General features: G+C 73.5%; 10 protein-coding genes. 4 read left to right on the top strand and 6 right to left on the bottom strand.

The window, feature by feature from the left end; translation table 11 throughout:
• The first annotated feature begins 151 nt into the window (after positions 1–151).
• Positions 152–1,588 (top strand): ROK family protein, encoded by a 1,437-nt coding sequence (locus tag ACIOD1_RS11540; RefSeq protein ID WP_401901701.1) that lies wholly within the window; start codon positions 152–154, stop codon positions 1,586–1,588.
• A 52-nt stretch (positions 1,589–1,640) separates the two neighbouring features.
• Here ACIOD1_RS11540 and ACIOD1_RS11545 read toward each other — a convergent pair whose 3' ends face one another.
• From ACIOD1_RS11545 to ACIOD1_RS11555, 3 genes are all read right to left on the bottom strand, one after another.
• A complete protein-coding gene (locus tag ACIOD1_RS11545) occupies positions 1,641–2,813 on the bottom strand; it encodes a LacI family DNA-binding transcriptional regulator (protein WP_365612065.1) in 1,173 nt (390 codons plus the stop codon).
• Between the two features lie 23 nt (positions 2,814–2,836).
• A complete protein-coding gene (locus ACIOD1_RS11550) occupies positions 2,837–5,389 on the bottom strand; it encodes a glycoside hydrolase family 3 C-terminal domain-containing protein (protein WP_401901703.1) in 2,553 nt (850 codons plus the stop codon).
• A 173-nt stretch (positions 5,390–5,562) separates the two neighbouring features.
• Positions 5,563–6,639, bottom strand: a complete 1,077-nt coding sequence (locus tag ACIOD1_RS11555) for an RNA ligase (ATP) (RefSeq protein ID WP_365612060.1) — start codon at positions 6,637–6,639, stop codon at positions 5,563–5,565.
• A gap of 330 nt (positions 6,640–6,969) precedes the next feature.
• On the opposite strand from ACIOD1_RS11555, the gene ACIOD1_RS11560 reads away from it, so the two are divergent.
• The 3 genes from ACIOD1_RS11560 (at position 6,970) to ACIOD1_RS11570 (ending at position 9,886) form a co-directional block, all read left to right on the top strand.
• The gene (locus ACIOD1_RS11560; protein ID WP_365612057.1) at positions 6,970–7,425 is read left to right on the top strand and encodes a hypothetical protein; all 456 of its coding nucleotides are present in this window, start codon (positions 6,970–6,972) and stop codon (positions 7,423–7,425) included.
• Positions 7,426–7,605: 180 nt separating this feature from the next.
• Positions 7,606–8,493: an SMI1/KNR4 family protein gene (locus ACIOD1_RS11565; RefSeq protein WP_401901707.1), complete on the top strand. Its 888-nt coding sequence runs from the start codon at positions 7,606–7,608 to the stop codon at positions 8,491–8,493.
• Positions 8,494–8,728: 235 nt separating this feature from the next.
• Positions 8,729–9,886 (top strand): DNA gyrase subunit B, encoded by a 1,158-nt coding sequence (locus ACIOD1_RS11570; RefSeq protein ID WP_401901709.1) that lies wholly within the window; start codon positions 8,729–8,731, stop codon positions 9,884–9,886.
• An 89-nt stretch (positions 9,887–9,975) separates the two neighbouring features.
• Here ACIOD1_RS11570 and ACIOD1_RS11575 read toward each other — a convergent pair whose 3' ends face one another.
• From ACIOD1_RS11575 to ACIOD1_RS11585, 3 genes are all read right to left on the bottom strand, one after another.
• Positions 9,976–11,037, bottom strand: a complete 1,062-nt coding sequence (locus ACIOD1_RS11575) for a DUF4241 domain-containing protein (protein ID WP_401901711.1) — start codon at positions 11,035–11,037, stop codon at positions 9,976–9,978.
• A 78-nt stretch (positions 11,038–11,115) separates the two neighbouring features.
• Entirely contained in the window at positions 11,116–12,468 is a 1,353-nt protein-coding gene (locus ACIOD1_RS11580; RefSeq protein WP_365612045.1) for a radical SAM protein, read from the bottom strand.
• 368 nt (positions 12,469–12,836) lie between these two features.
• Positions 12,837–13,580, bottom strand: a complete 744-nt coding sequence (locus ACIOD1_RS11585) for a peptidoglycan-binding protein (protein WP_401901713.1) — start codon at positions 13,578–13,580, stop codon at positions 12,837–12,839.
• Between the last annotated feature and the right edge of the window lie 236 nt (positions 13,581–13,816).

The following is a 13,816-nucleotide window of genomic DNA, read 5'->3' on the forward strand; positions in this document are numbered from 1 at the left end:
GGCGGGCACCCCGGGATCGTCGGCCCGGGACCTCGGGGCGCCCTGTGCTTCCAGGCCTTAATTTAGGACGTGAGTTAAGCCTCGTGAAAGGGTCGCGTCAAGGGGTCGCGCGGGGGTATGTTGCGAGCGGTGTCACGGCGGAAGGAGCCAGATGACGGGTCGGAGCGGACGTACGGTGCGGGACCTGCGGCGCGGCAACCGCAGCGCCGTATTGCAACGGTTGTATTTCGGCGGCCCGATGAGCCGTCAGGAGCTGGGCCCCGCGACGGGGTTGAGTTCCGGGTCGGTCTCCAACGTGGTCGGCGAACTCATCGCGGACGGGCTGCTGGAGGAGGCCGGGAACGTCGACTCCGACGGGGGCCGCCCGCGCACCCTGCTGCGCGTCGCGCCCGGCAGCGCGCACATGATCGGGGTGGACGTCGGCGAAACCCGGGTCCGGGTCGAGCTGTTCGACCTGACCCTCACCGAACTGGCCCGCGCCGAACTGCCGTTGGCACCCCGTGGGGTGTACGACGTCGGGCCGATCGTGGAACACATCCGCACCGGCATCGCGACCGTCCTCGCCGATGCGGACGTCAGCACGGACCGCCTGCTGGGCGTCGGAGTGGGCGTGCCCGGGATCGTGGACCGCGAGGCCCCCGGCGGCACGGTCGTCCACGGACAGACCGTCGGCTGGGACGCGGTCCCGCTGGAGGCGCTGCTGCGCGCCACGAAGGCCGTCCCGGACGAGATCCCGTACCTCATCGACAACGGAGCCCGCACCCTCGGCCAGGCCGAGATGTGGTTCGGCGCGGGTCGGGGCGCACGGGACGCCGTGGTGGTGCTCTTCGGGTCGGGCGTCGGCGCCAGCCTCATCACCGACGGCTCGCCCGGCGGCGGCACCGAGGGCGCGCCCCTCGAATGGGGCCACCTGACGGTGTCGGTACGCGGGCGGCGCTGCCGCTGCGGCGCGCTCGGCTGCCTGGAGGCGTACACGGGCGCGGAGGCCATCCTGGCCCGGTGGGCGGAACTCGGCGGGGGGCCGGGGCGGGGCGGGGGTGGTGGTGACCGTGGTGACGGTGACGGCGGTGACGTCCTTGATGTCCGTGGCGTCGGGTCGGTGGTGGGCCTCGGGTCGGGGGACGGCGTCGGGTCGGTGGAGGACGTCGGGTGCCTGGAGGGCGTCGGGTCGGTGGAGGGCGTCGACGAGGAGGAGGCGCTGTCCAGCCTCCTCGCGGCGGCGCGCGCGGATGACCCGGTGGCCCTCCAGCTGATGGAGGAGACGGCCGAGTACCTGGGGGCGGGGCTGTCCGACCTCATCAACCTGTTCCGGCCGGAGCGGATCCTGATCGGCGGCTGGGCGGGCCTGATGCTGGGCCCGCACCTCCTGCCCGCGGTCCGTCGGCACGCCACGCGCTACTCGCTGCGCCACCCGGCCGGCCGGGTCACCATCGGCCTCGGCTCCCTCGGCCCGGACGCGGTCACGGTCGGCGCGGCCACCCTGCCCCTGTCGGACTTCTTCGCCCGGGGCGGCCGCCGGATGCTCCCGGAGCCCGTCGTGCAGCAGCCCGGCTGGGCCACGGCCCTGGAGGTACGCGGCCGGGCCTGAGCCGCGGGCCGGACACCCCGGACCCGGGCGGACCCGACGGGCGCGGGGGTGCTCAGGCGGAGTCGCGGACGATGAGGGAGGGCGCGAACAGCACGGTACGCGGCCCGACCGCGACCGGGCCGCCGCCCTCCGATCCTCCGCCGTCCGGGCCTCCCGCGTCCGGGCCGCCGCCGTCCGGCCCGGTGTCCGCGGGCGCGGTATCCGCCGGTGTGGTGCCGACGGCCGGTTCGGGCGGGCCCTTGGGGCCGGCGAGGCGGTCGAGCAGGAGACGGACCATCTCGGCGGCCATCTCCTCCACGGGTTGGCGGACCGTCGTCAGTGTCGGCCGGCAGGCGGTCGCCGCGCTGGAGTCGTCGAAGCCGACCACCGCCACGTCCTCGGGGATCCGGCGCCCGTGTTCGCGCAGCACCAGGCAGGCACCCTGGGCCATCAGGTCATTGGCGGCGAACACCCCGTCCAGCCGGGGGTGTTCGGCCAGCAGGGTGCGCATCGCCGTCTCGCCGGCGGCGAGGGTGAAGTCGGCCTCGGCCACGCGCAGCAGCGCCGGTCCGGCCCCTTCGCGGAAGCCCCCGACGCGGTCCCGGCTCGCCGCCACCCGTCCGGGGCCACCGATCGCGACGAGCCTTCGGCGCCCGGAGCCCAGGAGGTGCCGGGCCGCGAGCGCGCCGCCCTCGCGGTGGCGCAGGTCCACGCAGTCCACCGGGGGCGCGCCGGTCGCCGGGCGGGCGAACAGCACGGCGGGCAGGGCGGCTTCGGCCAGGAGCGCGGGCAGCGGGTCCTCGGGGTGCGTGGTGACGAGGAGGGCGCCGTCGGCCCCGCCCTGCCCCAGGTGGGCGAGCACCTGCTCGCGGTCGGACGCGGAGTCGGCGAACATCAGCATCGGGTGCACCCCGCTCGGACGCAGCGCGTGCACCACCGCGCCGACCACCCGTCCGAAGAAGGGGTCCTGGAAGACGCCGGCCGCGCCCTCGTCCCGTCCGGCACCGGAGACCACCAGGGCCACCGCCCCCGAACGGCGCGTGACGAGCGAGCGCGCCGCCCGGTTGGGCACGTACCCGGTGGCCACGACGGCCCGTTGGACCGCTCCCCGGATCGCCGGGTCGACGTTGCGGACGCCGTTGACCACCCGGGACACCGTCGCCCTCGACACTCCGGCCGCGCGCGCCACGTCCTCCAACGTCGGCGCCGCGCCGGCTGCCGCCCCCGTACGCCCCCCAGTGTTCATGGCGGCACTGTAGCCGCCGCCGGTCAGGCGTCCAGGACGGCCCTCAGCGGAAGGTGCCCGGCGGTGCGGCCGGCCAACAGGACGAAGCGGCCCGGCTCGTGCGTCCACGCTCTCGTCGACACCGACCAGTACTGGAGGGCGCGCGCGGGGACCCGTACGCGGGCCGTCGCGCGCTCCCCCGGTCCGGCCTCCACGGCCGCCCAGCCGGCGAGCCAGCGCGCCGGGCGCTCCACCGCCGAGTCAGGGCGGGCCAGGTGCAGTTGGACGACCTCGCGGCCGGCGCGCGGGCCGGTGTTGCGCAGGTGCACGGGGACCTCGTAGTCGCCGTCGGGCAGCGGGGTGGGGGCGCCGATCCGCTCGAACTCCCAGTGCGTGTAGCCGAGTCCGTGGCCGAGCCAGTACGCGGGGAGGGTGCCCGCGCGGAGCCAGGCGCGGTACCCGATGTGGAGACCTTCCTCGTAGGGGAGGATCCCGTCCGTGGGGCGGGTGCGGTGGACGGGGGCCTCGTCCAGGGTGGCGGGCCAGGTGGTGGGGAGCCGGCCGCCCGGTTCGGTGCGGCCGAGGAGGACGTCGGCGAGGGCGGCGCCGCCCTCCTGGCCGGGGAACCAGGTCAGGAGCACGGCGGCGGGGTCCGCGCGCCACGGGAGCGCGAGCGGTCCGCCGCAGTTGACGACGACGATCGTACGAGGGTTCGCGCGGGCGATTTCGCCGATGAACCGCCCGTAGAGGGGGTCCAGTTCCAGGTTGTCCCGGTCACGCCCCTCCGATTCGCCGCCCTCGTCGGTGCCGATCACCACCACGACGGCGTCGGACTCCCGGGCGGCGGCCAGGGCGGCGACCCGCGCCCGCCCGGGGTCGGGCGGCGGCGGGGCGGCGGTGAGGACGGTGGCGCGGCCGGCGCCGGGCGGCAGGCCCCGGCGGGCGACGACCCGGACGGGCAGGCCGGCCGTGAGGTGGACCCGGGCGGTGTGCTGGGGCGGGCGGACATGCACGACGGCGGGGTCGTCCGTCTCGGGCGGAAACTCGCCCTCCAGCAGTACGACCCCGTCGACGGTGAGGCGGAGCGCGCCGAAGCCGCCGATCCCGAGGGTCCAGGGCCCGGTGGTGTCGGGGTGGAGCACGGCGGAAAGCTCCACGGTGAGGGCGCCGGGGGGCAGTTCGGGCTCCAGGACCCGGCCCGAGGGCTGCGGGGCGGAGGACAGCACGGCTCCCGCCGCGTCGAGCACGCGCAGCCGTACCCCGGCCTCGCCGGTTTCGGGATCCCGGGCGCGGCGGGGCCCCAGCGGGGCCGGTTCACCCGCCGCGGCGGCGGGCAGCGGCCCGGGCTCGTACCGCAGCCGGACCCTCTGGGGCAGCGCCTCCCGCAGCCCGTCCAGCGGGGTCACCACACGGTGCGGGAACACCTCGGAGCTACCACCGCCCTGGACGCGGGGCTCGGCGGCGTGCGCCCCGATGACGGCGAGGGTGCCGAGCGCGTCGGGGTCGAGCGGGAGGCCACCCCGGTTCTCCAGCAGCACGAAGCTCGCGGCGGCGCTCTCCCGAAGCAGCCGCCGCACGTCGGCGGGGTCGTCGGGACCTTCAGGCCCTTCGGGTGCGGCCTGGGCTCCCGGCCCGGGGCGCCCTGCCCGCACCGCTCGCCCGCCCGGCCCGGGGCGCCCGCTCCACCCGCCCGGCCCGGGGCGGGCTCCCACCCGTACGGCCAGCCGCAGCAGGCGGCGCACCTTCTCCTCCACCGCACCGGCCTCCACCGTGCCGTCCTCGACGGCCGCGACGAGGGCCTCGCCCCAGGGTCCGGCGGGACCCGGCATGGCGAGGTCCTGGGCGGCGCCGGCCGCCGCGACGGTGGAGCGGACGGCCCCCCAGTCGGAGACCACCACCCCATCGAAGCCCCACTCCCCCTTGAGGGGTTCGGCGAGCAGCGAACTCTCGCTCATCGTGGTGCCGTTGACCTGGTTGTAGGCCGACATCACCACCCACACCCCCGCCCGGACGGCCTCCTCGAAGGGCGCCAGGTACAGCTCGCGCAGGACCCGCTCGTCGACGCGTACGTCGAGGGTCAGCCGCTGGGTCTCGGAATCGTTGGCGACGTAGTGCTTCGCGGTCGCCGCCACTCCTCGGGACTGGATGCCCCGGACGAGCGCCGCCCCGGTCCGCCCCGCGAGCAGCGGATCCTCGGCGTAGCACTCGAAGTGACGGCCGGCGAGGGGGCTGCGGTGCAGGTTGAGGTTGGGGGCGAGGAGCACGTGGACGCCCTTGCGGCGGGCCTCGTCCCCGAGCAGTTCCCCGAGCCGGCGCACACGGTCCTCATCCCAGAGGGCTCCGAGCGCCCCGGGGCAGGGCAGCAGCGCCGCCGTGGAGCGCTCGTCCCAGCCCGGCCCGCGCACCCCGGCGGGGCCGTCGGAGAAGACCAACCCGCCCATGTCCAGAATCGGTTCGGGGCGGGTCCGCCAGGTATCGGCCCCGGTCAGCAGGCGCACCCGCTGCCGGAGGTCCAACTTCCCGGCGTCGTCCACCACCGCCACCGCCACCGCGCCGTGCGGCTCGCCGCCGGGCCCTGCCTCGCTGCCGTCCGGCATGTACCGACCTCTCAGATCCGCCGAGGAACTGCGGGAGAGCGCTCTCCCGCACGGCCCGATGATCCCGAGCACCCGCACCCCCTGTCAACGGCCCGAGGTCGAACAGCGCCTATGTGCAAGCGGGTTGCTGTTCCCAAGACACAACACACCGTGGTCGAGGGCCCGCGCGGCGATCACTCGTACTCCGTGCCGCCCTTGCGCGTCAGGTAGGCCGGGCTGACCGCCTTGGCCACGGCCCGGCCGCCGACCACCGGGCTGTAGCGCTCCACGACCGGCCGGATGACGACCCCCTCACGCAGGTGCAACTCCCGCCCGGAGAGCGTCTCGCGGCCACTCGCCAGCTCCAGCACCGCCTCCAGCGCGTACGGTCCCTCGAACAGACGAGGTACGAGGGGGAGTTCACCACTGTCAAGCACCTCGGCGGGATCCAGCCAGCGCAGCCGGCCGTCCACCTCGGCGCACACGTCGAAGACGGCGTAGCCGGGCAGCTCGTCGGCGGATCCGGCTCGGGCTCCGTAGCCCAAGTCCTGCACCCCGGCCCCGTAGACCTCCCCGAAGATCCCCACGCGGCTCGCGCCGAGGCGTCCGGCGAGCCGGGCGGCGACCTCGGGCACCCCGTGGCCGCGCACGGCACGCCAATACAGATTGCGCTCGTCCTCCTTGAGGGCGAGGCTCTTGGACCCGACGCCCTTGGAGGAGACCAACACCCGCTCACCGTCGGCGAGGTAGGTCAGCAGGCAGGCCGTTCCGTGGACCTTCTCGGTCAGCACGACCGGTTCGCCCGGCTCGAACACGTGCGGGTAGCGCTGGAGGTTCTCGATGTCCACCCAGGGCAGCAGCTCGGGCGCCGACTCGACGTCCCCGCTCATGGTCGTGGGGACCGGCGGCGACCATTTGACGATGCCCAGGGCCTCGGCGAAGTCGACACCCTCCCCGGCCGCGGCTTCCAGGTCGACCCCGTCGAGGGCGCGCGGTCGACAGACCAGCCCTTGCGACAGCTCCCCGCGCAGCCTGACCGCCTTGACCCGGTCGTGGGCGCCTCCGGCGAGCCGGCCGGTCAGCCCCAACTCCTCGATGAGGGCGCTCGGCAGGACGGCCTGCTCGGGTATGTAGAGGGCGAAGTCGCCGTTCCGGTAAGCCCCCTTGGCCACCACCGCGCGGTAGAGGCCGACTTGGGCGAGTTCGAGCGCGTCGGCGTTCGGATGCTCGTGCACGGCCAGCTGCTCGACGGTGACTCTCAGGGTGGACACGTACGCCTCCTCGGGGGGCCTCACCGGCGACGCGCCGGTGAGACCCCACTCTCGGACACCCCATTTCCGCTGGTCCAACGGATATCGGGATGCTAGGGCTCCCCCCGAAGCACCCGACGTCCAACGTCCACACGCCCGCGCCCCGGCGGAAGGGGTGCGGGCGGTGCCGGCCAACGCGGCTGCGATCCCGAGGACCGCAGCCGGCATTGGGAACGGGCCTGCGTCCGGCTCGTGACGCACACACGGGACTCAGGCGCGGAAGACGGGTGGCAGCGGCAGGCCGCACGGGTCCTGCACTGGTTCGTCACCAGCACCGGCATGGACGCTGCCGTGACCGACCTGGTCACGGGGTCGCTGAGCAGTGTCAGACCTCTACTGGATGATCTGGCCATGCTTATTGCGACCGACGAGCGCGGCCATGTGGTGCAACGTCCGTCCAACCCTGCCATCGGGACGATGCCGGCCAATCTGCGGCGAGGGAACGCTCACATGATCCTGGAACGGATGGACGCGGAACAGCCCGGCAGTTGGTACATCCAGGTCCTGCTTCGGGAGAACAACACCCTCCAGCTCGAATACCGGGACGGTGTGGCGGCGCTGCACTATCAAACGCAGACGATCTCCCAGGAGAAAGCCCTCGGGGCGCTGCTCGGCTGGGTCGGCGCGAAGCCGGGCTGGCGGGACGGCTTCATGTGGAACAACATCGCCGAGCAATTCGGCCCCAATGACCGCGAAGCCGCGAAGCCGTCCGACACACCGGTGCGTCCCGCGCACGTACGCGGTTGAGCCTCGGGCGCCGCTCCGCCCCGGGGACTACGCAACCGGGCACCAGATCGCCGTAGATGAGCCTGCACCCCTGCGGGGTTGGGCGCCGCCGCCCGGCCCGTCCGGGCTGAACTGGAGAAGGCTCCTCCCCAGCCTGAAATCTCGTCGATCTCATCGCCGGGTGATGCCTACCCTGCCCTCATGGCTGATTCGAAGAGCACTCCGGCCGATTGTGACCGGTTGGTCCACCTCGTGACGCCGCCGGCCGTCCCCGTGGACGCCCACGGGGACTGGGCCACGGTGGAGACCGTGATCGGTACCCGGCTGCCCGACGACTACAAACAACTCGTCGAAACCTACGGCTGGGGAGAGTTCTGCGATTTCCTCTACCTCAGGACACCGTTCGGTACGAGCAGGCACAACGGCATCGCGTGGCAGTGCGCCCACCCCACGGAAGCCACCGAACCGGACCGTGAGCGCTATCCACATCCGCTGCACCCGGCTCCGGGTGGACTGCTGATCTGGGGCACCACCATGGACGCCGACCGGCTGTGCTGGCTCACCGCCGGGATTCCCGAAGAATGGCCTGTTGTGGTGTGGAGCAGCGAGGGCCGGTACGAGACGCACCGCATGGGGGCGGCCGGGTTCCTCAAGGGCTGGGCCGGTGGACACGTAGCCTCCGACGTGCTCGCAGACATGGAGCCGGACCTGACGCCGTGGTTCAACGCCTTCCGTCCCCGCACCCACCGGTGCCTGCTCCTGTCCCCAGGCCTCCTCTCCCATCCCGATCGCCTGCGGATCCTGCGCGACGCGTTGGCTCCCACCACGGATCGGGGCTCGTGGCGCTCCGAGCACGACGAGATGGGACAGGATCACTTCGCGACCGTCGATGCCGAGTGGCTGCTCACCTACGACGCGTCCCGGCCGCACCAGATCCGGATCGATTTCCCGCCCGAAGACGCCGAACAGGTTCGCCGGCGTCTCTTCACCGCTGTCCAGCTCATGGGGTGTGAGGTTCGTCGGACGACGACCGCGGCCGGGACTCCTCTGCCGTCCTGGGACGCGGCCACGGACGAGGACGAGGAGTAGCGGGGCGCCACCTTTCGAAATCGGAGGCTCGGGACCGATCGGAACGGGGGCGTACGCGGCCCCGGCGGCCCCCCGGCCACGCTCTGGCCATGGTTCGCGATCCCCGGGCCGACTGCCTCCGGGTGGAGGCACACCTGCCCGCCCACGCCCTCGAAGGACCCGCTCTGACCTGGTGTCTTCTTGGGATCCGCCTACGCTGGGGAGCCATGCCGGACACCATCGGAGGGGGCTCTTCGTGAGTGACGAGGTCAACGAGTACAGCGCGGGCCACATTGAAATACTGGAGGGGTTGGAGGCCATGAGGAGGCGGCCCGGGATGTACGTCGGCTCGACCGGCGAACGCGGCCTGCACCAGATGGTGTTCGAGCTCGCCGACCGTCCGGTGAACGAGGCTCTGGCAGGCCGTGCGCAGTCGGTCGAGATCACCCTCATGTCCGACGGCGGGGTGCGTGTCGCCGACGACGGACCGGGCATCCCGGTGGGGGCCGCCGGAGACGGGGGCGAGCCCGCTCTCGAAGCACTGCTGACCCTTACGTGCATCGGAGTGAGGCCCCGTGCCCGTCACATCCCGGTCCTCAGCCCCATCGGCGTCGGGCCGTGCGTCGTCAACGCCCTGTCGAGCCGCCTGACGGCCGAGGTGCGGCGCGAGGGGGTGCGTTGGGTCCAGACGTACGCACGCGGCGCGGCGGTCGCCCCACCCACCGCCGCGGGGACGGCCACCGGGAGTGGGACCACCATCACCTTCCGTCCCGACGCCGAAATCTTCGGGACGGCGGAGTGCTCCTTCGCCGTGCTGGCGGAGCGCTTCAGGGAACTCGCCTTCCTCAACCGCGGCCTGGACGTCGCACTGACCGACGAACGGCCCCGGGCCGACGTCCGATCGGTGCGATTCCGGTTCCCGGGCGGAACGCGGGACTTCGTCACCCTTCTCGACGCCCGGTCGGGAGCGCCCGTTCACGCGGACGTCATCGGCTTCGAGCAGGAGGACCCTCGGATGGCCGGGACGGTGGAGGTGGCCCTGCGGTGGTACGACTCCCCACAGGAGCGGATCCGGGGCTTCGCCAACAGCTTGTCCACGCGCGACGGCGGCACACAGACGGCGGGATTCCGCGACGGAGTGACAGACGCGATCAACGCGTACGCGCGGCGGCGGCAACTGCTGACGGCCACCGATCCCGATCTCGGCATCGACCGGATCGGCGAAGGCCTGATGGCGATCGTCTCGGTGAAACTGGACCGACCCGAGTTCCTCGACGCCACGAGAGACGTTCTGGGCGGCACCGAAGTGAGGGACTGCGTCAGGGAAGTCGTCCGTGACCACCTCGGTAGGTGGCTGGAGTCATGCCCGGAACAGGCCACAGCCGTCCTCGACCGGATCATCCGGAACGTCTGACAGGACCCAGCAGCACCGACCCCACCCCTCACCCCGCCTGAAGCGCGCCGGTGACGGCTCCAGCCGGGGGACGGGAGCGGTAGGTGACGTCAGGTGCCGGCGGTGGGTTCGGCGTCCGGGAGCAGTTCGGGCATGTCCTCCACCAGTACCACGACCGCGATCACCTCGCCGGCTTCGGAACGACCGACCCAGACCGGGTAAGTGCCGTCTCCCGTGGTCGCGAAGGCCGCCAGTTCGCCGCCGGAGGCCCGGTCCCGGGTGCGCAGCAGGTACATGGAGTCGCTGATGTCCTCGTACGCGTCCGGGTCCAGATCCGGGTCGCCCTGGATCAGCCCCCTTTCGAAGAGCGCGAGGAGCGGATCCCAGGCACCGGCGTCGGCGAAGCAGCCCGTGGCACCGTCCGTGTCGAAGCCGAAGATCCCGTTGTCCGGGAGCAGGCGGGGGTCGTCGTCGGGCCGGCGGGCCATCTCCCAGGTCACAGCCGGGCTTTCGCCGACGAGCACGCGGACGGCCGTGGTGTCCGTGCGCGGGGCCTCGCTCCCCTTCCCCGTGCGGGGGTGGTGGTGGCGGGCCGGCGCCTCGTCCAGGACGTACTCTCCCGGCGGTACGGCGACCGTGATGTGCGGTCCCTCGCCGGGGTCGTCGTCAGGGCCGGAGACGGCCAGCAGCCCGCTGGGCACGCGCAGGGTTCCGATCCGACGGGGCTCCACGACCGTCATCTCGGGGTGGTACCCGTCGGTCACGCGCACCCCGGGCCGGAACAGTTCGCCGATCGGCCCGGGCTGCGCGGGGCGGGGTGGACGCCGGCACGTGGCGGGAGCGGGACCGCTACCGTCGGCTGCCGTGGCCGCCTCCGTGATCTCGAAGACCGGTGGTTCCGTGAGCCCGTGCACCTGGGCCGAGAGCAGCGGCCACTCCCCGAAGACGGGCCGGTCCGTCCAGCGCTCGTCGTCGCGGACCTCGGGCACGGTGACGTACGACCCCCCGCCCCCGCCCCGGGGCTCCTCCGTCCGGCGCCCCCTCCCGTCCGGGAAGAGTTCCACGGTGATGCGCGGACACGCCTCGTCGAACTCGGCCATTTCCGGGCCGGTGTAGCTCCATCCGACGGTGCGCCGGCGCAGCAGCCGCGTCGGGTCGTCCAGCAGCCGCATGTCCGACTCGTGGGTACAGCGGCCCTGAGTGTCGTAGGCCCACGCTCCGGATGGGACGGCCGTCGACGGCGACAGGGCCTAGGAGGCGGTCGTGCCCTCCGGGGTTTCCGGGGCTTCCAGGCCCTCCAGGCTGTCCATGAAGGAGCTGACGGAGAAGACCGCCCGTCCCGGGCCGGCCGGGCCGTAGCCGGGCGGGGAGCTCAGGCCGAAGTCCTCCAGGGTGGCCCGGTAGGCCTCCAGCAGGCGGATGTGGTATTCGAGCGGGGCGCCCAGGGGGTTGGCCTTGCCCAGCGGTGTGGTCGGCTCGGGGCACCAGGTGGTGAACCGAGGCACGACGCCGTGGGACATGAAGTAGCGGAGGCCTTCGGTGGTCGACTCGATGGCCTCGCTCACCTTGGTGAACCCGAAGGGTTCGGCCATCTCGATGCCCGCGACGAAATTCGGGATGACGTTGCGCGGACCGAACACCTCGGCCGACTCCAGGATCCGGCGGTGCCACTCGTCGCGCCCGACGTAGCGTTCCTTGCCGGGGCAGTGCAGTTCGAACAGCCGCCGGTCCCACACCTCGAAGTTGGGGTGGTAGATCCGGATGCCGTAGTCGTGGAAGCGCTGGACGTCCTCGCGGGGCAGGGCCTGGGCCACGACCTTGCCGGTCCAGCGTCCGGGGAAGCGCTCCTCGATCGCCTTCGCGTAGTGCCCGTAGAAGTCCGCCTCGTCGCGTCCGGCCACCTGGGAGGTGATCGAGCCGCCCGTCAGGGTGTAGGCCCGCGAGACTCCGGCGGTGTCGTACCGGTCGATGATCTCCAGGGCCTCCAGCACCTCCTCGACCGGCTTCACTCCGGTGTAGGGGCGGCCCGCCGCCTTGTGCTGGCGCCAGTTGTGGTTGATGTCGCAGAACTGGCACTCCTCCTTGGCGCCGAAGTACTGGCACACCCGGAAGACCGTCAGGTAGATCAGGTAGCCCCACTGGATGGTCGGGGCCACCTCCATCACCGACTTGCCGTTCGACAGCTTGTGCCGGTAGTACTCGGGCATCGGCGGCAGTCCGACGTCCGCGATGCGCGCGCCGTCGAGGTACAGGCCGAGCGCCCCGTCCTCACCGCCCCGCACGACGTAGGGCGAGTCCGGGTTGACGCGTACGGAGACGACCGTGCGGCGCAGCCCGTACGGCCCGCCGGTCAGCACGATCTCCTCCGGCGGTCGGTTGAGCGCCGCCGCGCCCAGCTCGGGCAGGGTGCGGTGGTCGAAGGAGAAGATGAAGTACGACTTCGGCTTCACGTCGCCGGCGCCGTCGATGGCGCCGCTCAGCGCGGACTCGTCGAAGGCCATGCCGCCGCGCAGCAGGTCCTCCTTGATCACGGCCTCTCGGGGCACCTGCGGGAACCGCCCCATCAGGTCCTCGATCAACGCCGTGCGACTGCTGCTCTCCATGCGCTTCTTCCTTCCTGCCTCGTCACGGGTGCCCATTGTCTTCCCGGACACCCGTTGCGCCTGCCGGCGGGTTGTGGAACCCTCCCATTTGAACATGTTCAGCCACGGACGCCGCACCCGGGGTGGGGAGTGTCGAGAGGGACGTGACCGGCGGCGAGCGGGGCGTGTCGATCGGCTTCCTGTCGGCCCGGCGGGCGACCCTGGAGCTGAAGGGCGGCGGTCTGACGGAGGAGTTGGCGCAGCGGGCCGCGGAGCCGTCCGTGGCGTCCCGGCCGGTCAGGACGCCGAGCCCGGTTCTCGCGCCCGGGCCGCGGGCAGGTGGGGAAGCGGGCAGGTGGGCGGGCAGAGCCGGGGCGGGGCGGGGCGGGTCAGCCGAAGGCCGCCCGGGTCGCCGGGCCGTACGTCCCCGAGGGGTCGCCGTGGATGTCGCGGTCCCGCTGGAGTTGCGCCACCCCGCGCTCGGTCTGCCGGTCATAGACCCCGGTCGGCGAGACGTACGTGAACCCCTGCCCCCGGAGCCGCTCCTGGAGGGCGCGCACCTCCGGTCCGCTGTCCCCCGGGCGCAGCGTCCCCGAGGACCCGGCCGGGGGCTTCGCGACCGCCGACCCGGACCGGGCGGGGCTCGCCCCCGGGCGGGCGGACGCCGGGGCCGTCGCCGGGGCGGTCGTGGCCGCCGGGCCGGAGGGGCCGCGCGTGGCCCCCGAGGGCGGGGGATCGCCGTCGGGGGCGGATTCGGCGGTGGCGTCGGCGCCCGGGCTGCCCGCGGGCAGGACCGGCAGGGCCAGGCCGGGGTGCGGTACGGACCGGGAGGGGGCCGGGTCGGGCCCGCCCACCAGGAACACCAGGGCGCCCGCACCGGCCAGCGCCAGCAGCGCGAGGGCGATCAGCGGCAGCCGGTTCCCGGGCCGCTCCGGGTCGGCGGCCGGCGCGGTGGGGTCCGGGCCCTGGGGGGACGCCGCGTCCGGCGCCCTCGAAGGGGCCACCTCGCCGGGCCCCAACGGCCAGGCGGGGGTGCTCACACGGGACGGACGCCCGGCCGGGGTGACGTACGGGCGGACGAGCAGGCGGTCGTCGGGGACGACGGCCCCTCTCTCATCGGGGTGCTGGGACACGTGCTGGTCTCCCGGACAAGGTCTCGCCCGCCGGGCACTCCCCGGAGGGGGAGGGACGGCGGTCGGGGTGCTGGACTGCTGGGGTGCGGGCGTACGACCGCGCCACGGGGGCGCGGGGAGGAACGGGGCGCGGGAGGGAGAGGAGACGGAAGGGGTCACGCTCGGCGAGGGACGGGGGCCGTTGCGGCGGTGCGGAACCGGCCCCCGTCCGGCCGGTCAGGCCCCGCCTCGCGGCG

Origin of the sequence: Streptomyces sp. NPDC088097 (assembly GCF_044741845.1) — a bacterium.
In the GTDB taxonomy this organism is placed as follows: domain Bacteria; phylum Actinomycetota; class Actinomycetes; order Streptomycetales; family Streptomycetaceae; genus Streptomyces.